Genomic DNA, 23,585 nt, shown 5'->3' on the forward strand with positions numbered 1-23,585 from the left:
CTGGCCCTTGCCCCGTTCATTTCGATGAGCGGGGCTTTTGTGTGTCAAGGCATGTGTAGCAAGGCATAATGCGCGACTAATTCGCATTCCCAGAAACATTCCCAGGTGGTCGATGTGCTGAAAAAGACGCTGTTCCAATTGCACTGGTTCTTCGGCATCACCGCCGGGCTGGTGCTCGCGCTGATGGGCATCACCGGCGCAGCGTACTCGTTCCAGGATGAAATCCTCCGGGCCATCAACCCGCAGGTGCTCAAGGTCCAGGTGCGCGAAGGCGGCGTGCTGGCGCCGGCCGAGCTGGTGCGGCGGGTCGAGGAAAGCGAAGGCAAGAAGGTCTCGATGATCTGGGTCGAGACCAAGAGTGACGCCGCCGCGCGAATCTTCTTCACTCCGCCGCCGGGCGAGCGGCGTGGCCAGCTGCGCTATGTCGATCCTTATACCGGCGCCTTCCAGGGCGACGTAGTGGGCCAGGACTTTTTCAACCTGATGCTCAACCTGCACCGCTTCCTGACCCTCGGCGACACCGGCCGGCAGATCACCGGCGCCTGCACACTGGTCCTGGTGTTCTTCTGCCTGTCCGGGCTGTATCTACGCTGGCCGCGCCAGGCGCTGAACTGGCGCACTTGGCTGACCCTCGACTGGGCGAAAAAAGGCCGTGCCTTCAACTGGGACCTGCACGCAGTGTTCGGCACCTGGTGCCTGCTGTTCTACCTGCTGTTCGCCCTGACCGGATTGTTCTGGTCCTACGAGTGGTACCGCGAGGGGCTGAGCCGGCTGCTGGCGGACAAACCGCCGGCTGGCCAGCAGCAACAGAAACGCGAAGGCCGTGGCGGCCACCGCGGCCCGCCCAAGGCCGACCCGAACGCCCCGGCGCTGGTGGTGGACTACGACGCCATCTGGGCCAGCCTGCAAAAAGCCGCCGGCCCCGGCTTGACCGCTTATAACCTGCGCCTGCCAGCGGCAGGCGGACAGCCGGCGACGCTCTTCTACCTGCTGGACGACGCAGCCCACGAACGCGCCCTCAACACCCTGACCATCGACCCGGCCAACGGCCAGGTGAAACGCCAGGAGGTGTACAACGACAAGTCGTTCAAGGCGCAATTGCTGACCAGCATCTATGCCCTGCACGTAGGCAGCTATTGGGGCCTGCCGGGTCGCATCATCCTGACCATCGCCAGCCTGGGCATGCCGCTGTTCTTCGTCACCGGCTGGCTGCTGTACCTCGACCGTCGCCGCAAGAAGCGCCAGATCCGTGCCGCGCGCAGCGGCCTGGCCCAGGGAAGCGACGAGGCCGGCGGCTGGCTGGTGGGCTTCGCCAGCCAGAGCGGTTTCGCCGAGCAACTGGCCTGGCAAAGCGCCGGGCAATTGCAGGCGGCCGGCCTGCCGGTACGTGTGCAAGCGCTGGCGTCGCTGAGCGAGGACGATCTGCGCCAGGCCGGGCGGGCGCTGTTCGTGGTCAGCACCTTCGGCGACGGCGAAGCCCCGGACAGCGCCCGCGGATTCGAACGCAAGGTGCTGGGCCAGGCATTGTCGCTGCAAGGGCTGAACTACTCGTTGCTGGCCCTGGGCGATCGCCAGTACCCGCACTTCTGCGGCTTCGGTCGGCGCCTGCATGCCTGGCTCGGCGAGCGTGGCGCCCACGCCCGCTTCGCCCCGGTGGAAGTGGACAGCGCCGATCCGCTGGCTCTGCAACGCTGGCAGCAGCAGTTGGCAGAACTGAGCGGCAGCGTCGTGGTGCCGGTGTGGCAGGCGCCCGAATTTGCGCCATGGACATTGAAACATCGCGAACTGCTGAACCCGGGCAGCCAGGGCTCGCCGGTATTCCTTCTGGGCCTGACTGCGCCGACGCCGTCGCAATGGGAAGCGGGCGATCTGGTGGAAATCATGCCGCGTCAGGCACCGGCTACCGTCGAGCGCTTCCTCGAGGGTCTGGGGCTGGACGGTAACACTCAAGTGCAACTGGCTGGCCTGGATGAATCACTGGCTGCCGCCCTCGCCGGCCGGCAACTGCCGGTCAGCCGCGAGCATCTGGTTGGCCTGCATGCCCAGGCGCTGGTGGATGCGCTGATTCCGATCGATGCGCGGGAGTATTCCATCGCTTCGATTGCGGCTGACGGCGTACTGGAACTGATCGTGCGTCAGGAACGGCACCCGGACGGCAGCCTGGGGCTGGGGTCTGGCTGGCTGACCGAGCATATGGCGCCGGGCAGCACCGTCAGCCTGCGTCTGCGTCGCAACAGTGGTTTCCATCTGCCGGCGGATGCGGTGCCGATGATCCTGATCGGCAACGGCACCGGCCTGGCGGGGTTGCGCAGCTTGCTCAAGGCGCGGATCGCGGCGGGCGAGCAGCGTAACTGGCTGTTGTTCGGGGAACGCAATGAGGCCCATGACTTCCACTGCCGGGACGAACTGCAAGGCTGGCTGGCCACTGGCGACCTGGCACGCCTGGACCTGGCGTTCTCGCGGGACCAGGCGGAAAAGGTGTATGTGCAGGACCTGTTGCTGCAGCGGGGCGAGGAACTGAAGCGCTGGCTGGCCGACGGCGCGGCGATCTATATCTGCGGCAGTTTGCAGGGGATGGCGGGTGGCGTGGATGCGGCGCTCAACGGGTTGCTCGGTGAGGCGGCCGTGGAAGAGTTGATCGAGCTGGGGCGCTATCGCCGGGACGTCTACTGAGTATTCGAGGGCCTCATCGCTGGCAAGCCAGCTCCCACAGGGATTTGTGGGAGTCCGCCCAGCCTTTCAGGCTGCACTGTCGCGCAGAGAACAGCTCCAAAGTACGACGCGTACCCTGTGGGAGCGGGTTTACCCGCGATTGCTATGGTGAATTCACTACTGCAATCGCGGGTGAACCCGCTCCCACAAGGTCCCTGCAAATCAAAGAGTTATGTTTTGTTCTATGGGAGCTGGCTTGCCAGCGATAGGGCCCTCAGGAACTCAGTGAAGCTCGAAGGTATCGGCATCCAGGTTCGCCGGAAAACGCGTCCGGTAGGCCGCCAGGTCCGCCGAATTCAGCACCGCGGTGAACACCCCGTCCGCTTCCCCCGCACTCAGCAGGCTTTCACCCTGGAAGTCCAGCACCTGGCTGTCGCCGCTGTAGGCGAAGCCCTTGCCGTCCGTGCCGACCCGGTTCACCGCCGCCACGTAGCACAGGTTCTCGATGCCCCGCGCCGGCAGCAATCGATTCCAGTGCTGGCGGCGCGCCGCCGGCCAGTTGGCGGTGTACAGCAGCAGGTCGGTGTCCTGGGCGTCGCGGCTCCACACCGGGAAACGCAGGTCGTAGCAGATCAGCGGACGGATCCGCCAGCCCTTGAGCTCGAACTGCACCTGGCGCTCGCCCGGGGTGTAGTGCTTGTGTTCGCCGGCCATGCGGAACAGGTGACGCTTGTCGTAGTGCAGGATCTCGCCGTCCGGACGCGCCCAGAGCAGGCGATTGCGGTGGCTGCCATCGGCGGCCTGGATGATCACGCTGCCGGTGATCACTGCATCGAGGCGCCTGGCCTGGGCTTTGAGCCAGGCGTAGGTGGGGCCGTTTTCCGGCTCGGCGAGGCGTTCGGACTCCATGGAGAAACCGGTGGTGAACATCTCCGGCAAGATCACCAGGTCAGCGCCTTTGGCCTGGTCCAGCAAGGCTTCGAAGTGCTCGTAATTGCCCTGGCGGTCCTGCCAGACCAGGCTGGTCTGGACCAGGGCGACGCTCAGGTTGGGCAGGTTGCTCAGATCGCGCATAGTTTTTCCGCTGCCTCGCGCAGCGTCTCCTCGCGTTTGGCGAAACACAGGCGCACCAGGCGCTGCTCGGGAATGGGTTGCTGGTAGAACACCGACACCGGAATGGTCGCCACGCCATGCTCACGGGTCAGCCACAGGGCCATGTCGACATCGTTGAGGTCAGGGCGGATGGTCGAATAGTCCACCAGTTGGAAATAGGTGCCCGCCGAACGCTTGAAGCTGAAACGGGACGGGCCAAGCAGATCGCAGAACAGGTCGCGCTTGGCCTGGTAGAAGGCCGGCAATTGCTCGATATGCTCGGGATGCTCGGCCATGAAGTCGGCCAGCGCCCACTGCAGCGGGGTCACGCCGCAGAAATTGACGTACTGGTGGACCTTGCGCAGTTCGCCGCTCAGTGCCGGCGGCGCAACGACGTAACCGGTTTTCCAGCCGGTGACGTGGTAGGTCTTGCCGAACGAGCTGACCACGAACGCCCGCGGGTACAGGGCTTCATGGCTCAGCACGCTGGCATGGGCGACGCCGTCGAACACCAGGTGTTCGTAGACTTCGTCGCTGATCAGGTAGATATCGCGGTCGGCGATCAGGGCCGCCAGTTGATCGAGGTCGGCACGGGTGATCAGCGCGCCGCTGGGGTTGTGCGGCGAGTTGATGATGACCATGCGTGTGCGCGGGCCCAGGGCATCGCTGAACGTCTGCCAGTCGATGCTGAAATCCACCGGGTCCAGTTGCACATGCACGCAACGGCCACCGGCCAGTTCCACCGCGGGTTCGTAGCTGTCGTAGCTGGGGTCGAAGACGATGACTTCATCACCGCTGCGGATCACCGCCTGGATGGCGCAGAAGATGCCTTCGGTCGCCCCGGGAACGATGGTCACTTCATGGTCGGCATCGACACCGACGCCGTAATGCCGGGCGATCTTGGCCGCGACCTGCTGGCGCAACGCGGGCAGGCCGGTCATCGGCGAATACTGGTTATGCCCGGCGCTGACATGCCGTCCCACCGCATCGAGCAGCGCCTGCGGGCCATTGAAATCCGGGAAACCCTGGGACAGGTTCAACGCTCCGGTCTGCACCGCGAGCTGAGACATGGTAGTGAAGATGGTCGTGCCGACATTCGGCAGCTTGCTGCTGATCATGAAGCCCTCTTTCCTGCGGACCCGGCCCAGGCACGGTAAGCCGTCGAGCATAGCGGATCGGACAGTCAGGAAAAAGGTTGAAACACAAGGCCGGCGGCGCGGGTGCAAGCCCGCGCCGCCAAGAGATTACTTGCGCTTGTCCTTGCGCTTCTTCTCGGCCTTCTTGTGGTGCGACATCAACCGGCGCTTCTTGTTGACCTGGCGGTCGGTGAGGGTGTTCTTGTTACCCTCGAACGGGTTGTCGCTGCCCTTGTACTCGATGCGGATCGGCGTACCGACCAGCTTGAGCACGCGGCGGTAGGTGTTTTCCAGGTAACGCGAGTACGAGCGCGGTACCTTCTCCACCTGGTTGCCGTGGATCACGATGATCGGCGGGTTGGCGCCACCAAGGTGGGCGTAGCGCAGCTTGATGCGACGGCCGTTGACCATCGGTGGCTGGTGCTCGCTGACCGCGTCTTCGAGGATCTGGGTCAGGCGGCTGGTCGGCCAGCGAGTGACCGCCGACTTGAAGGAGTTCTGCACCGACTGGTACAGGTTGCCCACGCCGGTGCCATGCAGCGCCGAGATGAAATGGATGTCGGCGAAGTCGACGAAGAACAGCCGGCGTTCCAGCTCGGTCTTCACGTAGTCGCGCTCGCTCGGCTGCATGCCGTCCCACTTGTTCAGGGCGATGACGATGGCGCGACCGGCCTCCAGTGCGAAGCCCAGCAGGTTGAGGTCATGATCGACCACGCCTTCGCGGGCATCCATGACGAAGATCACCACGTTGGCGTCCTTGATCGCCTGGAGCGTCTTCACCACCGAGAACTTCTCGACTTCCTCATGGATCTTGCCGCGCTTGCGCACGCCGGCGGTGTCGATCAGGGTGTACTTCTCTTCATTGCGCTCGAAGGGAATGTAGATACTGTCGCGGGTGGTGCCGGGCTGGTCGTAGACCACCACGCGCTCTTCGCCGAGCATGCGGTTGACCAGGGTCGACTTGCCGACGTTGGGCCGACCGATGATGGCGATCTTGATGCCGTCCTTCTCGCTCGGACCGGGGATGCGCGTGGCTTCCTCGCCTTCGGCGACGTTCTCGTCGAGGGACTCTTCTTCCTGGTCGCGCGGCACGTCACCGAGCACCGTCTCCATCAGGGCATTGATGCCGCGGCCTTGCGAACCGGCAACCGGAATGGCGTTGCCCATGCCCATGGGGGCGAATTCGGCGCGGGCGGTGTCCGGGTCGATGTTGTCGATCTTGTTCGCCACCAGGAACGACTGCTTGTTCCGCTTGCGCAGGTGCTCGGCAATCATCTGGTCGGCGGCGGTCAGGCCGGCACGGGCATCGACCAGGAACAGTACGTAGTCGGCTTCTTCGATAGCCATGAGCGACTGCTCGGCCATTTTCTCGTCCATGCCCGCCTCGTCACCGGTGATACCGCCGGTGTCGATCAGGATGTAGGAACGGCCCTGCCAGCGCGCTTCGCCGTACTGGCGGTCGCGGGTCAGGCCCGAGAGGTCGCCGACGATGGCGTCGCGGGTCTTGGTCAGGCGGTTGAACATGGTGGACTTGCCGACGTTCGGGCGACCCACCAGGGCGATTACGGGAACCATGCGGCTCTCCATTGGGTAAATTCAAGAAATACAAAGGCCGCTGCGAGGCAGCGGCCGAAGTTGCGGGCAACGTCTCTCGACGTCGCGGCCCGGGGCCCGAAAGCCCCAAGCATAGACTTACTTGATGGTCAGCGCCTCGAGCGTACCGCTGTTGCCAAACACGTAGATCATGTTGCCTTCGACCAGCGGACGGGCACGCAGGCCATCGCTGTCGATGCGCTCGCGACCGACGAAACGACCGTCCACCTGGCTGAGCAGGTGCAGGTAGCCTTCGAAGTCACCGACCGCCACGTAGCTGGAGAAGACTTCCGGCGCCGACAGTTGACGGCGGGCCATCTGGTCGTTGCTCCACAGTGCCGAGGACGAACGCTCGTCGATGCCTTCGACGGTGCCCGAGGCCTCGCTCACGTAGACGTTGCCGAAGCCCTGGGCCACACCGGTGTAGCTGGAGGCATCACGCTGCCACAGCACCCGGCCGGACTCCAGGTCCAGGCCGGCGACGCGACCCTGGTAGGTGGCGACGTACAGGGTGCCGCCGGACAGCAGCAGGCCGCCGTCGATGTCGACCACGCGGTCCAGCTCCGAACGACCCTGCGGGATGGCAACGCGTTGCTCCCACACAGGTACGCCGTTGCTGGTGTCCAGGGCGATTACCTTGCCGCTGGACAGGCCGGCCACCGCCAGGCGGTTGGTCACGATCGGCGCACCGGTACCGCGCAGGGTCAGGACCGCAGGCGTGCTGTCGTAGATCCAGCGACGGTCGCCAGTAGCGGCGTCGAGGCCGATCAGGCGGTCGTCCTGGGTCTGCACGACCACCACGTCACCGTTGGTGGCCGGCGGGGCCAGCACTTCGCTGGTCACCCGGGCAGTCCATTTCTGCTCGCCGGTGCTGGAGTCAAGGGCGATCACCTCACCCTTGAGGGTGCCCAGCAGGACCATGCCGTAGCCCACGCCGACGGCGCCGGAGACCGGTTTTTCCAGGTCCTTCTTCCAGATCACGTCGCCGTTCATGCGATTGAGCGACATGACCACGCCGGTCACGTCGGACGCGTAGATGCGGTCGTTCTCGATGGCCGGAACCAGCATGTTGTAAGTTTCGCCCTGACCGTCACCGATCGAGCGGCTCCACTGCTTCTGCAAGACCACCTCTTCGGTGAACTTGGTCAGCTCGGCCGGAGGCAGTTCCTTCTTGCTGTTGCTGCTGCAACCCGCGGCCAGGATGGCCAGGGTCAGCACTGCTGCATGTTTCCAACCGATCACGTCACGCATCCCCTTTGGCCAGGTCGTCGAGCTTGAGTTGCAGGCCACCTACCGCGTCGTCATCCGACAGCGCAGCCTTGGCCTTTTCATATGCAGCATGCGCCTCGTCGGCACGGCCCAGTTGCACCAGCAGGTCGCCCTTGAGCTCCTCGCGGGTGGCAACGAACGCCTTGTCGGCGTCGCCGTCGAGCAGTTTCAGGGCCTCCTCGGCCTTGTTCTGCGCACCCAGCACGCGCGCCAGGCGCTGGCGGGAAATCTCGCCAAGGGTCGCGTCGGCCGGCTTGTCGTAGATGCTCTTCAGCTCGGCAGCAGCGTCGTCCAGCTTGCCGCTGTCCACCGCCACCTTGGCGACGAACAGGCTGCCGTACTGGGCGTAGGCGGTTCCACCGAACTCGCTTTTCAGCTTGCCCGACAGCTCGGCGACCTTGGCCGTGTCCGGCGTGCCGGTCGGCGTCAGGGTGGTTTCCAGCAGAGCCTGGTAAAGGTTCGAGGCGCCTTGCGACTGGTTGTTCTGGTACTTGTGCCAAGCCTGCCAGCCAAACACCGCCACCAAGGCCAGCAGACCGCCAGTTACCAGTGGCTTGCCATTACGCTCCCACCAGTCCTTGAACGCGGCCAGTTGTTCATCATCGGTACTCGACACCCCAATACTCCTTTCGACAATTCGGTCAGTGGGCGCTTACGCCTGCGCGAGGGAAGCTTCCAGGTGCTCGGCCAGAGCATCCCAGGCAATGTTTTGTTGTTCACCCTGACCACGCAGGGGTTTGAAACCTACCACTTGTTGCGCCAGTTCGTCCTCTCCGAGGATCAGGGCGTACAGGGCATTGCTCTTGTCGGCCTTCTTGAACTGGCTCTTGAAACTGCCGCCACCGGCGTTGACCTGCAGGCGTAGGCCCGGCAGACGGTCGCGCAGGCGCTCGCTCAGTTGCAGGCCGGCCAGCTCGGCGGCGTCACCGAAGGCGCAGAGATAGACGTCGATCTGGCGGGAAATCGATTCCGGCACCAGTTCGAGGGTTTCCAGCAGCAGGATCAGGCGCTCGATGCCCATGGCAAAACCAACGCCCGGGGTCGGCTTGCCGCCCATCTGCTCGACCAGGCCGTCGTAGCGGCCACCGGCGCAGACGGTGCCCTGGGCGCCGAGCTTGTCGGTGACCCACTCGAACACGGTCTTGCTGTAGTAGTCGAGGCCGCGCACCAGCTTGGTGTTGATCACGTACGGAATGCCGGCGGCATCGAGGCGGGTCTTCAGGCCTTCGAAGTGCACGCGGGACGCTTCGTCCAGGTAGTCTTCCAGCTTCGGCGCGCCGACCAGGGCGGCCTGGGTGCCGGCGTCCTTGCTGTCGAGGATGCGCAGCGGGTTGCTCTTCAGGCGGCGCTGGCTGTCTTCGTCCAGTTGCTCAAGGCGGGCGGACAGGAACTCCACCAGGGCGTCGCGGTAGCGGGCCCGGGCCTCGCTGGTACCCAGGCTGTTCAGCTCCAGGGTGACGGCGTCGCGCAGGCCCAGCAGGCCCCACAGGCGCCAGGTCAGGGCGATCAGCTCGGCATCGATGTCCGGCCCTTCGAGGTTGAACACCTCGATGCCGATCTGGTTGAACTGGCGATAACGGCCCTTCTGCGGGCGCTCGTGGCGGAACATCTGGCCGATGTACCAGAGCTTCTGCACTTCGCCGTTGCCGCTGATGCCGTGCTCCAGCACCGCACGCACGCAGGACGCGGTGCCTTCCGGGCGCAGGGTCAGGGAATCGCCGTTGCGGTCGGTGAAGGTGTACATCTCTTTTTCGACGATGTCGGTCACTTCACCGATGGAGCGCTTGAACAGCTCGGTGAATTCGACGATCGGCATGCGGATCTGGCGGTAGCCGTAGGTGTCCAGCAGGCCCGCCACGGTGCTTTCGAAGTAGCGCCACAGGGGCGTCTGCTCGGGCAGGATGTCGTTCATGCCACGGATGGCTTGCAGCGATTTGCTCACGAAAGGTCCTTAACGAAATCTGTAGCGGTCAACCGCGGGCAATCAGTGCCGCGTCGGCCTCGGCCTTCTCGGCCGCTTTCTGGCGGATGAGCTTCTCGAGGTCGTCCACCAGGTTGTCATTGGTCAGCTTCTGCGCCGGCTTGCCGTCGATGTAGACCAGGTTCGGCGTGCCGCCGGTCAGGCCGACATGGGCTTCCTTGGCTTCGCCAGGGCCGTTGACCACGCAGCCGATCACCGCGACATCCATGGGCACCAGCAGGTCTTCCAGACGGCCTTCCAGCTCGTTCATGGTCTTGACCACATCGAAGTTCTGCCGCGAGCAGCTCGGGCAGGCGATGAAGTTGATGCCGCGGGAACGCAGGTGCAGCGACTTGAGGATGTCGTAGCCGACCTTCACTTCCTCGACCGGGTCGGCCGCCAGCGAGATGCGGATAGTATCGCCAATCCCGTCGGCGAGCAGCATACCGAGGCCGACCGCCGATTTCACCGTGCCCGAACGCAGGCCACCGGCTTCGGTGATACCCAGGTGCAAGGGCTGGACAATCTGCTTGGCCAGCAGCCGGTAGGCTTCGACGGCCATGAACACGTCGGAGGCCTTCACGCTGACCTTGAAGTCCTGGAAATCAAGGCGATCGAGGTGCTCCACGTGACGCAGCGCCGACTCCACCAGCGCGGCCGGGGTCGGCTCGCCGTACTTCTTCTGCAGGTCCTTTTCCAGGGAGCCTGCGTTGACGCCGATGCGGATCGGGATGCCACGGTCGCGGGCGGCATCGACCACCGCGCGCACACGGTCTTCGCGGCCGATGTTGCCCGGATTGATGCGCAGGCAGTCGACGCCCAGTTCGGCGACGCGCAGGGCGATGCGGTAGTCGAAGTGGATGTCGGCGACCAGCGGCACGCTGACCTGCTGCTTGATGCGACCGAAGGCCTCGGCGGCGTCCATGTCCGGGACCGAGACGCGGACAATGTCCACGCCGGCATCGATCAACCGGTTGATCTGCGCCACGGTGGCGGCGACATCGTTGGTGTCGGTGTTGGTCATGCTCTGGACGGCGATGGGAGCATCGCCGCCGACAGGTACGTTACCCACCCAGATTTTCCGGGATTCGCGACGCTTGATCGGAGATTCGCCGTGCATGAGTTACTGCCCCAACTTCAGGCGAGCGGTCTCGCCACTGGTGAACGGTGCGATATCGACGGCCTGGCCGTTGTAGCTGACCTGAGCACCGCGGGCCACGCCCAGGCGCACGGCGAACGGCGGCTTGCCAGCGAGCTCGAGGTTTTCGCCCTTGCGCTTGATACCGCTGTAGAGGAGCTTGCCGTTGCCGTCGGTGACCGAGGTCCAGCAATCGGCGGTGAACTGGATGCTGACCTGGCCGCTGCCTGCAACAGGGGCTGCCGGTACGGAAGGTGCGGGAATGGCAGGTGCTGGAGTGGCCGGCACGGTTGGCGCGGGTGCGGTGGCCGCCGGAGCGACCGGCGTGACCGGTGCCGGCGTGGCCGCAGCATGGGCAGCCGGCGCAGTGGCGGCTGCCGGAGCGGCCGGCGCGGCGGTTGCGGCTGGAGCGCTGGCAACCGGCGCCGCCGGGGCTTGCGATGCGGTTTCGCCTGCCGACGCTGGCTCGGTGACCGGAGCAACGGCTTCAGGCTGCTGCGCCTCGGTCACGGCCTGGTCTTCGGGCTCGTCCAGCGGATGAATCTGGGTAGTGCCGTCGGCGCTTTCCACTTCGATGTGTTCCGGCGCGGCGCTGAACAGGTCCCTGGTGGCGTTCGCGCTCTGGTCTTTCCACCAGACGAAACCACCGCCAATGACCACCACCAGCAACAGCAGGCTGACGATGCGCAGGATGTTGTGGGACAGGCGCACCGGCTCTTCGATACGCCCGAGGGCGTGCACGTCGCTGCCCTGGGCATGGGTGCCGGTGCACAGGTCGAAGGCCTGGACCAGGGCGGCCTGATCCATGTCGAGCAGTTTGGCGTAGGCGCGGATATAGCCGCGGGCGAAGGTATGCCCCGGCAGCTTGTCGAAGGCGCCGGCCTCGAGGTTGTTCAGGGAACTCACGGTCAGGTTGAGCTTGCGGGCCACTTCGGCCTGCGACCAGCCCCGGCTTTCACGGGCCTGGCGCAGGGTCTCACCGGGATTTTCGCGAGTCGCTGCTGCTGCTTCGGGATGCGCCGCTTTCATCATTGCTCCGACAGGTATTGCTGATATTCCGGCGTACCGGGATAAAGTCGTTGTAATTGCAGGCCCAGTTCGGCGGCCTTGTTTCGTTCATCGAAGACGGTCGCCAGGCGATTGCCGAGCAACAGGCTGCGGGCGCTCGGTTCACTCAGCCGGCTGTGCCGGTCGTAGAACTCGCGAGCTGGCACATAATGCCTGTCTTCGTAAGACATCTCAGCCATTTCCAGCAATGCACGCGGCTGCTGGCGGTTGAGACGCAAAGCCTTTTCCAGGTATTCCCGCGCCTGGTCGCGCTGGCCCATGCGCAGGGCCGTCAGCCCGAGGTTCTCGAACACCCGGGACCGCTCAGGATACAGGGTATCGGCCGAAGCCTGGCGAAACATCTGCTGCGCCTTGGCATATTGCCCCTGGGCGTAGAGAAAACTGCCGTAGTTGTTACGGATTCGCGCATCGTGGGGGCTGGCCGACAGGGCCTGGCGGAAATGCCGGTCGGCCAGCCCGGTTTCGCCTTCACGCTGAAACACCAGGGCCAGGGCCGCATTGACCTCGGCATCGTTGCCACCCAGGTCGAGGGCCTGTTTCAAGGGAACCTTGGCGCGCTCGGTATAGCCTTGCTGCAGATAACCCAACCCCAACTGCACGTAGGCCTGGCGGGCCTCGTCGCGCCTTGCCTGCGGGCCGGGACCGCCGGAGCTGACGCAGCCGCTCAGCAGCGTCGTCAGCAGAACAAGCGGCAGCGCGGCGCGCAGGGTCATGGCCGCCCTCGTCTCAGTTGCCCGCCACGCCGCTGGAATCGGCGTCGGCGTTCAGTTGCCGCACGGCGATGTAGCGCTCACTGCGACGGGTACGGTCCATCACCTGGCCGACCAGCTGGCCGCACGCGGCGTCGATGTCCTCGCCGCGGGTGGTGCGCACGGTCACGTTGTAGCCGGCGTTGTGCATGTAGTCCTGGAAACGGCGGATGGCATTGTTGCTCGGCCGCTCGTAACCGGAATGCGGGAACGGGTTGAACGGGATCAGGTTGATCTTGCACGGAACGTCCTTCAACAGCTCGGCCATTTCCTTCGCATGTTCGAGCTGGTCGTTGACGTCCTTGAGCAGGGTGTACTCGATGGTCAGCACGCGCTTCTCGCCGAGTTCCGACATGTAGCGCATGCAGGAGTCGAGGACGACCTTGAGCGGGTACTTCTTGTTGATCGGCACCAGTTCGTTGCGCAGCGCGTCGTTCGGCGCGTGCAGCGAGAGGGCCAGGGAGACGTCGATGTGCTTGGCCAGCTCATCGATCATCGGCACCACGCCGGAGGTGGACAGGGTCACCCGGCGCTTGGAGATGCCATAGCCGAGGTCGTCCATCATCAGGTGCATGGCGGCGACCACGTTGTCGAAGTTCAGCAGCGGCTCGCCCATGCCCATCATCACCACGTTGGTGATGGCGCGGTCGATGGTGGCCGGTACGGAGCCGAACGACTTGTTGGCAATCCACACCTGGCCGATGACTTCGGCGGCGGTGAGGTTGCTGTTGAATCCTTGTTTGCCGGTGGAGCAGAAACTGCAGTCCAGGGCGCAACCGGCCTGGGACGATACGCACAACGTACCGCGCTTGCCCTGGGGGATGTAGACGGTTTCGACGCAACTGCCGGAGGCCACGCGCACGACCCATTTGCGGGTACCGTCCGCGGAGATATCTTCGCTGACCACTTCGGGCCCGCGGATCTCGGCGCAGTTCTTGAGCTTTTCGCGCAACGCCTTGCCGACGTTGGTCATGGCGTCGAAATCATCGACGCCAAAGTGGTGAATCCACTTCATTACCTGACCGGCACGGAAGCGCTTCTCCCCTATCGAGTCGAAGAACTTTTCCATTTCCGGCTGGGTCAGCCCCAACAGGTTAGTCTTGCCAGTAGATGTCGTCATGGATTCACCCTCACCCGAAAGCCTTGGCTTAGCGAGTGGTTACCTCGGTAGCTGCGAAGAAGTAGGCGATTTCGCGAGCGGCAGCGGCTTCGGAGTCCGAACCGTGGACGGCGTTGGCGTCGATGGACTCGGCGAAGTCGGCGCGGATGGTGCCTGGAGCAGCTTCTTTAGGGTTGGTAGCGCCCATCAGCTCACGGTTGCGAGCGATGGCGTTCTCGCCTTCCAGAACCTGGACAACGACCGGACCGGAAGTCATGAAGGCAACCAGGTCACCGAAGAAACCGCGCTCCTTGTGCTCGGCGTAGAAGCCTTCGGCCTCGGCCTTGGACAGTTGCTTGATTTTCGAGGCGACGATTTTCAGGCCGGCGTCTTCGAAGCGGGTGGTGATCTTGCCGATCACGTTCTTGGCAACGGCGTCAGGCTTGATGATCGAGAAAGTACGTTGAACAGCCATGGTGTAACTCCAGAAACAGTAAGTGATGCGAAAAATTAAACCCGCGAATTATACGCGGGTTCAGGGGGATTGCCTAACCTGCCGAGTGCGCTCAGTCGGCTTCTTCGATCCAGGCGGCCTGGATGGCTTCCAGGACCTTCTCGCCACCGCGTGCCGGATCGTCGTTGAAGTCTGGCAATGCCAGCACCCAGCGGTGCAGATCGACGAAATTCACGTAACGAGGATCGACTTCCGGCTTGCTTTCGGCAAGCTGGATAGCGATTTCAAGTACATCAATCCATTTCAGGCTCATGTCGGGCTCCAGGATCAATGCGGCGCTTCGGCGGCATGGTTGAGCGAATACTTGGGAATCTCGATGGTCAGGTCCTGGTCACCGACCTTGACCTGGCAGGCCAGGCGCGACTGCGCTTCCAGGCCCCAGGCCTTGTCCAGCATGTCTTCTTCCAGCTCGTCGGCTTCCTCGACCGAGTCGAAGCCCTTGCGCACGATGCAGTGGCAGGTGGTGCAGGCGCACACGCCGCCGCAGGCGCTTTCGATCTCGATGTGATGGTCATGGGCCAGTTCGAGAATGGACGTCCCCGGCGCCGCCTCGACGGTCAGGCCATCCGGGCAGAATTTCTCGTGGGGCAGAAATGTAACCTGCGGCATCAGTTATCCTCGATCTCATTCAGGTTGCGCCCGGCCAGTGCGGCTTTGACCGTCGAATCAAGACGCCGGGCGGCAAAGGCATCGGTCACCTGCGACAGACGCTTGGTCTGCTGCTCGATGGCCGCGCCATCGGTGCCGTTCATCAAATCACGCAAGTCTTGCATCTGTTGTTCGATCGCAGCGCGCTCTTCGGCGTCCAGCAGGCGCTCGCCGTCGGCGTCGAGGGCGCCCTGCACCGCTTCGAGCAGGCGTTCGGCATCCACCTGGTGCTCGCGCAACTGCCGTGCGGCCTTGTCGTTGCCGGCGTGCTCGAAAGAGTCCTTGAGCATGCGGGCGATCTCGCCATCGGTCAGGCCATACGACGGCTTGACCTGGATGCTCGATTCCACGCCCGAACCCAGCTCCCGCGCCGAAACGCTGAGCAGGCCGTCGGCATCGACCTGGAAGGTCACGCGGATCTTCGCCGCACCAGCGACCATGGCCGGGATGCCGCGCAATTCGAAGCGCGCCAGGGAACGGCAGTCGCTGATCAGCTCGCGCTCACCCTGGAGCACGTGGATCATCATCGCCGACTGGCCGTCCTTGTAGGTGGTGAACTCCTGGGCACGGGCAACCGGGATGGTGGTGTTGCGCGGAATCACCTTCTCCATCAGCCCGCCCATGGTCTCCAGCCCCAGGGACAGCGGAATCACGTCCAGCAACAGCAGTTCGCCGCCATCACGCTGGTTGCCGGCCAGGGTATCGGCCTGGATCGCGGCGCCGATGGCAACCACCTGGTCCGGGTCGATATCGGTCAGCGGCTGGCGGCCGAACAGCTCGCCAACGGCGCTGCGCACGCGCGGGACACGGGTAGAACCGCCGACCATGACCACGGCACTGACTTCTTCCAGCTCGACACCGCTGTCGCGCACGGCACGGCGGCAGGCCTTGAGGCTGCGGGCGATCATCGGCTCGATCAGCGCATCGAAGGCGGCGCGGGTGAGCTCGGCCTGCCAGTCGCCGTAGCTGACGGTGACGGCTTCGGCGTCGGTCAGCGCTTCCTTGGCCGCGCAGGCGGTCTCCAGGAGGCGGCGCTGGGCGCTCGGGTCGAGATCGGAGGACAGGCCAGCGGATTCCATGATCCAGGTGGCGATGGCGTAGTCGAAGTCATCGCCGCCCAGGGCAGTATCGCCACCGGTGGCCAGCACTTCGAAGACCCCGCCAGTCAGGCGCAGGATGGAAATATCGAAGGTGCCGCCGCCCAGGTCGTAGATGGCCACCACGCCTTCGGCGTTCTGGTCCAGGCCATAGGCCACGGCCGCAGCGGTGGGCTCGTTGAGCAGGCGCAGCACGTTCAGCCCGGCCAGCCGCGCGGCGTCCTTGGTGGCCTGGCGCTGGGCGTCGTCGAAATAGGCCGGCACGGTGATCACTGCACCGACCAACTCGCCGCCGAGGGTCGCTTCGGCACGCTGGCGCAGCACCTTGAGGATGTCGGCCGAGACTTCCACCGGGCTCTTCGGCCCCTGGACAGTCTCGATGAACGGCATGTGCGATTCGCCGCCAACGAAGCGGTACGGCAGTTGCTCGCCCAGTTGCTTGACGTCCGCCAGGCCACGACCCATCAGGCGCTTGACCGAGAGGATGGTGTTCAGCGGATCGGCCGACGCCGCGTCGCGGGCGCTGTGGCCGACATCGATGTGATCGGCGTGGTAGCGCACCGCGGACGGCAGGATCACCCGGCCTTCGGCGTCGGGCAACGGAGCGGAAAGACCACTGCGCAGGGCAGCGACCAGCGAGTTGGTGGTGCCAAGGTCGATACCCACGGCCAGGCGACGCTGGTGGGGTTGAGGGCTCTGACCGGGTTCGGCGATCTGCAGTAGGGCCATGCTTATCTGAATACCAAAGGTGCCGCCAGCGGCGACACCGGGTTAATCGTCGAGGCGCTCTTCCAGCTGGCGCACTTCATAGGCGAGCTTGTCGAGGAACTGCATGCGGCGCATCAGGCGCTCGGCCTGGTCACGCTGCGCGGCGTCGTTCCAGCACGCGGCGAACTCCTCGTTGAGGGCTTCCTGGGCGACCTTCAGGCGACGCTTGAAGGCGGCGACACCGTCGAGGTCGGCACTGTCCTGGAGATCCTCGAGCTCTTCGCGCCATTGCATCTGCTGGAAGAGAAACTCGGGGTCGTGGACCGTGACTTCCTGCGGCACTTCGTGACCGCTGATCGCCAACAGGTAACGCGCCCGACGGGGCGCGCTCTTGAGGGTCTGGTAGGCCTCGTTGAGGCCGGCGGAACGCTCCAGCGCCAGGCGCTGTTCGCGCTCGCTGGCGTCGGCGAAGCGGTCCGGATGCACCGCGCGGGCCAGCTCGCGGTAGCGAGTGGCCAGCTGGTCCAGGTCCAGACGGAAGTCCGGTTGCAGGTCAAACAGGGCGAAATGACAAGGAGTACCCACGCGCAGCCTCAAACGTTGAAGCTTTCGCCGCAGCCACACTCACCGCGCACGTTGGGGTTGTTGAACTTGAAGCCTTCGTTCAACCCTTCCTTGACGAAGTCCAGCTCGGTGCCGTCGAGGTAGACCAGGCTTTTCGGGTCGATGATGACCTTCATGCCGTGGCTTTCGAAGACCTGGTCTTCGGCATTCGGCTCGTCGACGAATTCCAGCACGTAGGCCAGACCGGAGCAGCCGGTAGTACGGACGCCCAGGCGAATGCCGTCACCTTTGCCGCGTCCTTCGAGGGAGCGCCGCACATGGTTGGCGGCGGCTTCTGTCATGCTGATAGCCATCGGGACTCCTTGACCTGCAACAGGCGGGTTAGATCAAACCTTTCTTCTGCTTGTAATCGCGAACGGCCGCCTTGATGGCGTCCTCGGCGAGCACCGAGCAGTGGATCTTCACCGGCGGCAGGGCCAGTTCTTCGGCCAGCTGGGTGTTCTTGATGGTTTCGGCTTCGTCCAGGGTCTTGCCCTTCATCCACTCGGTGGCGAGGGAGCTGGAAGCGATGGCCGAACCGCAGCCGTAGGTCTTGAACTTGGCGTCTTCGATGACGCCCTGCTCGTTGACCTTGATCTGCAGGCGCATCACGTCGCCGCACGCCGGAGCGCCGACCATGCCGGTGCCGACATCCGGATCCTCGGCGTTCATCTTGCCGACGTTACGCGGGTTTTCGTAGTGGTCGATGACCTTTTCACTGTATGCCATGGTGCAATTCCTTCCTCATCAGGGAGCCGCTCTTGCTGGCGACTACTTAGTGCGCAGCCCACTCGATCTTGGAGATGTCGACGCCGTCTTTGTACATGTCCCACAGCGGCGACAATTCGCGCAGCTTGGTAACGGCCTCGCAGACTTTCTGCGCGGCGTAGTCGATTTCTTCTTCGGTGGTGAAGCGGCCGAAGGTGAAACGGATCGAGCTGTGCGCCAGCTCGTCGTTGCGGCCCAGGGCGCGCAGGACGTAGGACGGCTCGAGGGATGCCGAAGTACAGGCGGAACCGGACGACACGGCCAGGTCCTTGAGCGCCATGATCAGCGACTCGCCTTCGACATAGTTGAAGCTCAGGTTCAGGTTGTGCGGGATACGCGAAGTCAGGCTGCCGTTGACGTACAGCTCTTCCAGGCCTTGTACCTGCTTGAAGAAGCGATCGCTCAGGGCCTTGATGCGCACGTTCTCGCTGGCCATCAGCTCCTTCGCCACGGCGAAGGCCTCGCCCATGCCGACGATCTGGTGGGTAGCCAGGGTGCCGGAGCGCATGCCGCGCTCGTGACCGCCACCGTGCATCGCCGCTTCCAGGCGTACGCGAGGCTTGCGGCTGACGTACAGCGCGCCGATGCCTTTGGGGCCGTAGGTCTTGTGGGCGGAGAACGACATCAGGTCGACTTTCAGCTTCTGCAGGTCGATCTCGACCTTGCCGGTGGACTGGGCTGCATCGACATGGAACAGCACGCCGCGGGAGCGGGTCAGCTCGCCGATGGCCGCGATGTCGTTGATGGTGCCGATCTCGTTGTTCACGTGCATGACCGAAACCAGGATGGTGTCTTCACGCAGCGCGGCTTCGACCAGCGCCGGAGTGATCAGGCCGTCTTCGCCCGGTTCCAGGTAGGTGACTTCGAAGCCTTCGCGCTCGAGCTGGCGGGTGCTGTCCAGGACCGCCTTGTGCTCGATCTTGGAGGTGATGATGTGCTTGCCCTTGGAGCCGTAGAAGTGCGCAACGCCCTTCAGCGCCAGGTTGTCGGATTCGGTGGCACCGCTGGTCCAGACGATTTCGCGTGGATCGGCGTTGACCAGATCGGCCACCTGGCGGCGCGCGTTCTCGACCGCTTCTTCAGCCTTCCAGCCGAAGACGTGGGAGCGCGAGGCCGGGTTACCGAAGTTCCCGTCGACCAGCAGGCATTCGCTCATCTTCTGGGCGACGCGTGGGTCGACCGGAGTGGTCGCGGAATAATCGAGGTAGATCGGCAACTTCATTGAATATCTCCTATCAGGCAGGCACGTCGCTCGTTCGACACGGTCAATCGACGGCGGACGTTTCAATCTTGTCCAGTGGGGCACGGCCCGCTACGCGGCGCTGGTCCTGGCGCAGGGCGACTTCCTGGACTTCACGGCGGGTCACGAGGTCGGCCAGGCTGATTCCGCTGAGGAATTCATGGATCCGGGCGCTGAGATCACACCACAGGTGGTGGGTCAGGCAGGTGTCACCGGCATGGCAATCGCCGAGCCCCTGGCAACGGGTGGCATCGACCGATTCGTTGACCGCATCGATCACCTGGGCCACCTGGATGCTTTCCATCACCCGCGAGAGCTGGTAGCCACCACCCGGGCCGCGCACGCTGGAAACCAGGTTGCTGCGGCGCAGCTTGGCGAACAGCTGCTCCAGATAGGAAAGGGAAATGCCTTGGCGCTCGGAGATGTCGGCCAGGGAGACCGGCCCATTTTGCGCGTGCAGTGCCAGATCGAGCATGGCAGTCACGGCGTATCGGCCTTTAGTAGTCAGTCGCATGGCTATTTGATACCACGGGGGTTACGGGATGTGTGCAAGTATGCGATTCCCGAGCATTTAAGTCAACTATAAGACCTAGTGCTTTAGTCGGGATTGCGCCTGAACGGCGGCGCAGATCATAGCAAAGTCGGGGCGCGATCACACGCCCCGATTTGCCCGGCGCGCCGTCAATGCGCGGGCGCGTCGCTGCGCAGCTCGCCCTTGACGCAAGCGAAGTCTTCTTCGTGCAGGGCCGGCAGCTCCGTGGCGCGATAGTCGCTACCGAGCCTGGTCAGGGCACCGCACATATCCTCCAGGCGTCCGTCCACCGCTTGCAGGTGGTCGAGCAACTGACCGATGGCGCGAGCCACGGGGTCGGGCATGTCCTCGCTGACGCCGTAGGCATCGAAGCCGATCTTCTCGGCGATGGCCTTGCGCCGGGCCTCCTGCTCGCCATCGGTCTTGACGATGATCCGCCCGGGGATGCCCACCGCCGTGGCGCCAGCCGGCACCGCCTTGGTCACCACCGCATTGGAGCCGATCTTGGCCCCGGCCCCGACGGTAAACGGCCCGAGCACCTTGGCCCCGGCGCCGACCACCACGCCATCTTCCAGGGTCGGGTGACGCTTGCCCTTGTTCCAGCTGGTGCCACCCAGGGTCACGCCCTGGTAGAGGGTGACGTCGTCGCCGATCTCGGCGGTTTCGCCGATGACGATGCCCATGCCGTGGTCGATGAAGAACCGCCGGCCGACCTTGGCCCCCGGGTGGATCTCGATGCCGGTCAGCCAGCGCCCGAAGTTGGACACCAGGCGGGCCAGCCATTTCCAGTCCTTTTGCCACAGGCAATGCGCCGCGCGGTGCAGCCAGATCGCGTGCATGCCCGGATAGCAGGTCAGCACCTCAAAGGCATTGCGTGCCGCCGGGTCACGGTGGAAAACGCTTTGGATATCTTCACGCAGACGCTCGAACATTTACTGATCCTTCCGCTTATGCGCATCGCCACGGGCCGCTTTCTGGGTTTCGGTGAGGATGCCGCGCAAAATACTCATTTCCGAACGATTCACCGCACTGCGCCCGAACAGGCGACGCAGACGCGGCATCAGGTGCTTGGGCTTGGCCGGATCGAGGAACCCGATCTGCACCAGGGTGCTTTCCAGGTGTCCGTAGAACCGCTCCATCTCGTCCATGGTGGCCAGTTCCTCGACCACTTCGTCCTTGTCCGTTTTTACCGCCTGCGGCTCGCGGGCCAGCCAGGCGGTACGAACCTCGTAGCTCAGCACCTGCACCGCCGCCGCCAGGTTAAGCGAGCTGAAGTCCGGGTTGGAGGGGATATGCACGTGGTAATGACATCGCTGCAGCTCTTCGTTGGTCAGGCCGGCGTGTTCACGACCGAAGACCAGCGCCACCTCCTCGCCCTGCGCGGCGCGGGCGACGGACTCGCTGCCGCACTCGCGGGGATCGAGCATCGGCCAGGGCAGGCTGCGACTGCGGGCGCTGGTGCCAACCACCAGGGTACAGCCGACCAGGGCCTCTTCCAGGGACGCGACGACCTGCGCGGACGCCAGCACATCATCGGCGCCGGAGGCCCGGGCGCTGGCCTCGGGAGAAGGGAAATCCGCCGGATTCACCAGCACGAGGCGCGACAGTCCCATGTTCTTCATGGCACGCGCAGCCCCGCCGATATTCCCGGGATGACTGGTACAGACCAGGACGACACGAATATTTTGCAGCACGTCAGGCGCTCACAGACATGAAATCAGGGGGGAGCAAATCTTACAGAAGCGACCGGCGTAACGCTACGTAAGCAAATGTTGCCCCACAGCGCCGTAAGTTTTCTGATAGACTGTGCGGCTTTCATTTCTTTAAAACTCAGGTGAAACGTCCATGCAGCCCATGCTGAATATCGCGCTGCGCGCCGCCCGCAGCGCCAGCGAACTGATTTTCCGCTCAATCGAACGCCTGGATACCATCAAGGTTGATGAAAAGGACGCCAAGGACTACGTGTCCGAAGTCGACCGCGCCGCCGAGAAGGTCATCATCGATGCGCTGCGCAAGGCGTATCCGAACCACGCCATCCAGGGCGAAGAGACCGGTCTGCATGCCGGCAGCGGCGAAGGCGAAGACTACCTGTGGATCATCGATCCGCTGGACGGCACCACCAACTTCCTGCGTGGCGTTCCGCACTTCGCGGTCAGCATCGCCTGCAAATACCGCGGCCGCCTGGAGCACGCCGTGGTTCTCGACCCGGTACGCCAGGAAGAATTCACCGCCAGCCGTGGCCGTGGCGCCCAGCTCAATGGTCGTCGCCTGCGCGTCAGCTCGCGCACCAGCCTCGAAGGCGCCCTGCTGGGCACCGGCTTCCCGTTCCGCGACAACCAGATGGAATACCTGGACAACTACCTGGGCATGTTCCGCGCCCTGGTCGGCCAGACCGCCGGCATCCGCCGCGCCGGCGCCGCCAGCCTGGACCTGGCCTACGTGGCTGCCGGTCGTTTCGATGCCTTCTGGGAATCGGGCCTGTCCGAATGGGACATGGCTGCAGGCGCGCTGCTGATCCAGGAAGCGGGCGGCCTGGTCAGCGATTTCACCGGTGGCCATGACTTCCTCGAGAAAGGCCATGTGGTCGCCGGCAACATCAAGTGCTTCAAGGCCGTGCTGACGGCGATCCAGCCGCACCTGCCGCCTTCGGTCAAGCGCTGAGTTTCGCCTGAAAATGAAAAAAGCACCTTTCGAGGTGCTTTTTTTGTGGCCCGGAATTGATGTCGCCTGATCTGGCCTCATCGCTGGCAACGCCAGCTCCCACAGGGTTTTGAGCTGCGCCGCGAAACCTGTGGGAGCCGGCGTTGCCGGCGATAAGGTCAGCAGCCTCACCCAATACTGGGCTGACAGCACCTGCCGCCCTCGGTCAAGCATTGAGTTTCGCCTGAAAATGAAAAAAGCACCTTTCGAGGTGCTTTTTCTGTGCCTGGATTTCAGGAGCGCCGCGCACCTTGTGGGAGCGGGTTCACCCGCGATTGCTGTAGTAAATTCACCATCGCAATCGCGGGTGAACCCGCTCCCACAGGGTCCGCGCCAGCCATCAAGGCAGTTTACTGGGCTGGCTGCCCCGGCTGGGCCTGACCCAGCACCAGGTTACCCTGCTTGTCCAGCGGGATCTGCGAGCCTGGATCGCGGTCCATCCGCACCTGGCCGACCTTGTCGCCGATGGTGTACTTCACGTCATACCCGACCACCTTCTCGCTCACGTCATTGACGGTATTACAGCGGGTCTGGGTGGTGGTGTAGGTGTCGCTGTTCTGCATGTGCTCCTGCACCTTGTTACCGGCATAGCCGCCGCCGACCGCACCGGCCACGGTGGCGATCTTCTTGCCGGTGCCGCCGCCGATCTGGTTGCCGAGCAGGCCACCGGCAAGCGCACCGACCACGGTACCGGCGATCTGGTGCTGATCCTGCACCGGCCGCTGCCGGGTGACCGTGACGTCCTTGCAGACTTCCCGTGGCGTCTTGACGGTCGTCTTGACCGGTTGCACGCCCGTTACCTGGGCGTATTCCGGTCCGTTATTGACCAGGCTGTAGGTCGCGACAGCACCTCCGGCAGTCACACCGACAGCACCCAGTACCGCACCCACCAGCATCGACTTGTTCACGTGAACCTCCTGATTTACCCGCGGGTATCAATCCGCGCTTCTCCCAGCCTTGGAGCAAAAAAAAAGGCGCGAGTTCAACACTCGCGCCCTTCTGTTGCGCCAACGGCGCCG

At 64.1% G+C, this 23,585-nt stretch carries 24 protein-coding genes; 2 read left to right on the forward strand and 22 right to left on the reverse strand.

Going from position 1 to position 23,585, the window contains the following annotated elements; translation table 11 throughout:
* The first annotated feature begins 114 nt into the window (after positions 1–114).
* A complete protein-coding gene (locus ACPFMA_RS23935) occupies positions 115–2,673 on the forward strand; it encodes a PepSY domain-containing protein (protein WP_425928881.1) in 2,559 nt (852 codons plus the stop codon).
* Positions 2,674–2,934: 261 nt separating this feature from the next.
* Here the strand turns inward: ACPFMA_RS23935 and ACPFMA_RS23940 are convergent, their stop codons facing one another.
* The 21 genes from ACPFMA_RS23940 to trmJ form a co-directional block, all read right to left on the reverse strand.
* Positions 2,935–3,726 (reverse strand): amidohydrolase, encoded by a 792-nt coding sequence (locus tag ACPFMA_RS23940; RefSeq protein WP_420058747.1) that lies wholly within the window; start codon positions 3,724–3,726, stop codon positions 2,935–2,937.
* Positions 3,714–4,862 carry a pyridoxal phosphate-dependent aminotransferase gene (locus ACPFMA_RS23945; protein ID WP_425928882.1) on the reverse strand — a complete coding sequence of 383 codons (1,149 nt, stop codon included), beginning with the start codon at positions 4,860–4,862 and terminating at the stop codon, positions 3,714–3,716. The genes ACPFMA_RS23940 and ACPFMA_RS23945 overlap by 13 nt, the downstream gene beginning before the upstream one ends.
* Positions 4,863–4,988: 126 nt before the next feature.
* A complete protein-coding gene (der, locus tag ACPFMA_RS23950) occupies positions 4,989–6,455 on the reverse strand; it encodes a ribosome biogenesis GTPase Der (protein WP_009398529.1) in 1,467 nt (488 codons plus the stop codon).
* A 117-nt stretch (positions 6,456–6,572) separates the two neighbouring features.
* Entirely contained in the window at positions 6,573–7,724 is a 1,152-nt protein-coding gene (gene bamB, locus ACPFMA_RS23955; protein ID WP_051032693.1) for an outer membrane protein assembly factor BamB, read from the reverse strand.
* Positions 7,717–8,358 carry a YfgM family protein gene (locus tag ACPFMA_RS23960; protein ID WP_009398526.1) on the reverse strand — a complete coding sequence of 214 codons (642 nt, stop codon included), beginning with the start codon at positions 8,356–8,358 and terminating at the stop codon, positions 7,717–7,719. Before ACPFMA_RS23960 ends, bamB begins: the two co-directional genes overlap by 8 nt.
* A 36-nt stretch (positions 8,359–8,394) precedes the next feature.
* Positions 8,395–9,684: a histidine--tRNA ligase gene (gene hisS, locus ACPFMA_RS23965; RefSeq protein WP_425928884.1), complete on the reverse strand. Its 1,290-nt coding sequence runs from the start codon at positions 9,682–9,684 to the stop codon at positions 8,395–8,397.
* Positions 9,685–9,712: 28 nt separating this feature from the next.
* Positions 9,713–10,822, reverse strand: coding sequence for a flavodoxin-dependent (E)-4-hydroxy-3-methylbut-2-enyl-diphosphate synthase (ispG, locus tag ACPFMA_RS23970; protein ID WP_064302759.1), 1,110 nt, complete (start codon positions 10,820–10,822; stop codon positions 9,713–9,715).
* Between the two features lie 3 nt (positions 10,823–10,825).
* Positions 10,826–11,869 (reverse strand): RodZ domain-containing protein, encoded by a 1,044-nt coding sequence (locus tag ACPFMA_RS23975; RefSeq protein WP_425928885.1) that lies wholly within the window; start codon positions 11,867–11,869, stop codon positions 10,826–10,828.
* Positions 11,869–12,621 (reverse strand): type IV pilus biogenesis/stability protein PilW, encoded by a 753-nt coding sequence (gene pilW / locus ACPFMA_RS23980; RefSeq protein WP_420058752.1) that lies wholly within the window; start codon positions 12,619–12,621, stop codon positions 11,869–11,871. Before pilW ends, ACPFMA_RS23975 begins: the two co-directional genes overlap by 1 nt.
* Before the next feature lie 13 nt (positions 12,622–12,634).
* The gene (gene rlmN, locus ACPFMA_RS23985; protein ID WP_009398518.1) at positions 12,635–13,777 is read right to left on the reverse strand and encodes a 23S rRNA (adenine(2503)-C(2))-methyltransferase RlmN; all 1,143 of its coding nucleotides are present in this window, start codon (positions 13,775–13,777) and stop codon (positions 12,635–12,637) included.
* A gap of 28 nt (positions 13,778–13,805) precedes the next feature.
* Positions 13,806–14,231: a nucleoside-diphosphate kinase gene (gene ndk, locus ACPFMA_RS23990; RefSeq protein WP_009398515.1), complete on the reverse strand. Its 426-nt coding sequence runs from the start codon at positions 14,229–14,231 to the stop codon at positions 13,806–13,808.
* 91 nt (positions 14,232–14,322) lie between these two features.
* Positions 14,323–14,523 carry a Fe-S cluster assembly protein IscX gene (gene iscX, locus ACPFMA_RS23995; RefSeq protein ID WP_009398514.1) on the reverse strand — a complete coding sequence of 67 codons (201 nt, stop codon included), beginning with the start codon at positions 14,521–14,523 and terminating at the stop codon, positions 14,323–14,325.
* A 14-nt stretch (positions 14,524–14,537) separates the two neighbouring features.
* Positions 14,538–14,879: an ISC system 2Fe-2S type ferredoxin gene (fdx, locus tag ACPFMA_RS24000; RefSeq protein ID WP_009398512.1), complete on the reverse strand. Its 342-nt coding sequence runs from the start codon at positions 14,877–14,879 to the stop codon at positions 14,538–14,540.
* Positions 14,879–16,744 carry a Fe-S protein assembly chaperone HscA gene (hscA, locus tag ACPFMA_RS24005; protein WP_279897177.1) on the reverse strand — a complete coding sequence of 622 codons (1,866 nt, stop codon included), beginning with the start codon at positions 16,742–16,744 and terminating at the stop codon, positions 14,879–14,881. Before hscA ends, fdx begins: the two co-directional genes overlap by 1 nt.
* A gap of 42 nt (positions 16,745–16,786) precedes the next feature.
* The gene (gene hscB / locus ACPFMA_RS24010) at positions 16,787–17,308 is read right to left on the reverse strand and encodes a co-chaperone HscB (protein ID WP_009398509.1); all 522 of its coding nucleotides are present in this window, start codon (positions 17,306–17,308) and stop codon (positions 16,787–16,789) included.
* Positions 17,309–17,316: 8 nt separating this feature from the next.
* A complete protein-coding gene (gene iscA / locus ACPFMA_RS24015; RefSeq protein ID WP_009398508.1) occupies positions 17,317–17,640 on the reverse strand; it encodes an iron-sulfur cluster assembly protein IscA in 324 nt (107 codons plus the stop codon).
* Positions 17,641–17,668: 28 nt separating this feature from the next.
* Positions 17,669–18,055: a Fe-S cluster assembly scaffold IscU gene (iscU, locus tag ACPFMA_RS24020; RefSeq protein WP_003248539.1), complete on the reverse strand. Its 387-nt coding sequence runs from the start codon at positions 18,053–18,055 to the stop codon at positions 17,669–17,671.
* 46 nt (positions 18,056–18,101) lie between these two features.
* Positions 18,102–19,316, reverse strand: coding sequence for an IscS subfamily cysteine desulfurase (locus ACPFMA_RS24025; RefSeq protein ID WP_009398505.1), 1,215 nt, complete (start codon positions 19,314–19,316; stop codon positions 18,102–18,104).
* A 43-nt stretch (positions 19,317–19,359) separates the two neighbouring features.
* Entirely contained in the window at positions 19,360–19,848 is a 489-nt protein-coding gene (gene iscR, locus ACPFMA_RS24030; protein ID WP_009398503.1) for a Fe-S cluster assembly transcriptional regulator IscR, read from the reverse strand.
* A 167-nt stretch (positions 19,849–20,015) separates the two neighbouring features.
* Entirely contained in the window at positions 20,016–20,798 is a 783-nt protein-coding gene (cysE, locus tag ACPFMA_RS24035; protein WP_064302754.1) for a serine O-acetyltransferase, read from the reverse strand.
* Positions 20,799–21,560, reverse strand: coding sequence for a tRNA (cytosine(32)/uridine(32)-2'-O)-methyltransferase TrmJ (gene trmJ, locus ACPFMA_RS24040; protein WP_009398500.1), 762 nt, complete (start codon positions 21,558–21,560; stop codon positions 20,799–20,801).
* A 151-nt stretch (positions 21,561–21,711) separates the two neighbouring features.
* Between trmJ and suhB the strand changes: the two genes are divergently transcribed.
* On the forward strand, positions 21,712–22,527 hold the full coding sequence (gene suhB / locus ACPFMA_RS24045) for an inositol-phosphate phosphatase (RefSeq protein WP_009398498.1): 816 nt from the start codon (positions 21,712–21,714) through the stop codon (positions 22,525–22,527).
* A 389-nt stretch (positions 22,528–22,916) separates the two neighbouring features.
* Here suhB and ACPFMA_RS24050 read toward each other — a convergent pair whose 3' ends face one another.
* Positions 22,917–23,474: a glycine zipper 2TM domain-containing protein gene (locus ACPFMA_RS24050; protein ID WP_064302752.1), complete on the reverse strand. Its 558-nt coding sequence runs from the start codon at positions 23,472–23,474 to the stop codon at positions 22,917–22,919.
* Between the last annotated feature and the right edge of the window lie 111 nt (positions 23,475–23,585).

Source organism: Pseudomonas sp. NyZ201 (genome assembly GCF_049860765.1).
Taxonomy (GTDB): Bacteria; Pseudomonadota; Gammaproteobacteria; order Pseudomonadales; family Pseudomonadaceae; genus Aquipseudomonas; species Aquipseudomonas bharatica.

What these genes read in the sequence shown, in the direction of transcription:
- ACPFMA_RS23940 (WP_420058747.1), bottom strand. Translation starts at nt 3,726, where the DNA reads ATGCGCGATCTGAGCAACCTGCCCAACCTGAGCGTCGCCCTGGTCCAG.
- ACPFMA_RS23945 (WP_425928882.1), bottom strand. Translation starts at nt 4,862, where the DNA reads ATGATCAGCAGCAAGCTGCCGAATGTCGGCACGACCATCTTCACTACC.
- der (WP_009398529.1), bottom strand. Translation starts at nt 6,455, where the DNA reads ATGGTTCCCGTAATCGCCCTGGTGGGTCGCCCGAACGTCGGCAAGTCC.
- bamB (WP_051032693.1), bottom strand. Translation starts at nt 7,724, where the DNA reads ATGCGTGACGTGATCGGTTGGAAACATGCAGCAGTGCTGACCCTGGCC.
- ispG (WP_064302759.1), bottom strand. Translation starts at nt 10,822, where the DNA reads ATGCACGGCGAATCTCCGATCAAGCGTCGCGAATCCCGGAAAATCTGG.
- ACPFMA_RS23975 (WP_425928885.1), bottom strand. Translation starts at nt 11,869, where the DNA reads ATGAAAGCGGCGCATCCCGAAGCAGCAGCAGCGACTCGCGAAAATCCC.
- pilW (WP_420058752.1), bottom strand. Translation starts at nt 12,621, where the DNA reads ATGACCCTGCGCGCCGCGCTGCCGCTTGTTCTGCTGACGACGCTGCTG.
- rlmN (WP_009398518.1), bottom strand. Translation starts at nt 13,777, where the DNA reads ATGACGACATCTACTGGCAAGACTAACCTGTTGGGGCTGACCCAGCCG.
- ndk (WP_009398515.1), bottom strand. Translation starts at nt 14,231, where the DNA reads ATGGCTGTTCAACGTACTTTCTCGATCATCAAGCCTGACGCCGTTGCC.
- iscX (WP_009398514.1), bottom strand. Translation starts at nt 14,523, where the DNA reads ATGAGCCTGAAATGGATTGATGTACTTGAAATCGCTATCCAGCTTGCC.
- fdx (WP_009398512.1), bottom strand. Translation starts at nt 14,879, where the DNA reads ATGCCGCAGGTTACATTTCTGCCCCACGAGAAATTCTGCCCGGATGGC.
- hscA (WP_279897177.1), bottom strand. Translation starts at nt 16,744, where the DNA reads ATGGCCCTACTGCAGATCGCCGAACCCGGTCAGAGCCCTCAACCCCAC.
- iscA (WP_009398508.1), bottom strand. Translation starts at nt 17,640, where the DNA reads ATGGCTATCAGCATGACAGAAGCCGCCGCCAACCATGTGCGGCGCTCC.
- iscU (WP_003248539.1), bottom strand. Translation starts at nt 18,055, where the DNA reads ATGGCATACAGTGAAAAGGTCATCGACCACTACGAAAACCCGCGTAAC.
- ACPFMA_RS24025 (WP_009398505.1), bottom strand. Translation starts at nt 19,316, where the DNA reads ATGAAGTTGCCGATCTACCTCGATTATTCCGCGACCACTCCGGTCGAC.
- iscR (WP_009398503.1), bottom strand. Translation starts at nt 19,848, where the DNA reads ATGCGACTGACTACTAAAGGCCGATACGCCGTGACTGCCATGCTCGAT.
- cysE (WP_064302754.1), bottom strand. Translation starts at nt 20,798, where the DNA reads ATGTTCGAGCGTCTGCGTGAAGATATCCAAAGCGTTTTCCACCGTGAC.
- suhB (WP_009398498.1), top strand. Translation starts at nt 21,712, where the DNA reads ATGCAGCCCATGCTGAATATCGCGCTGCGCGCCGCCCGCAGCGCCAGC.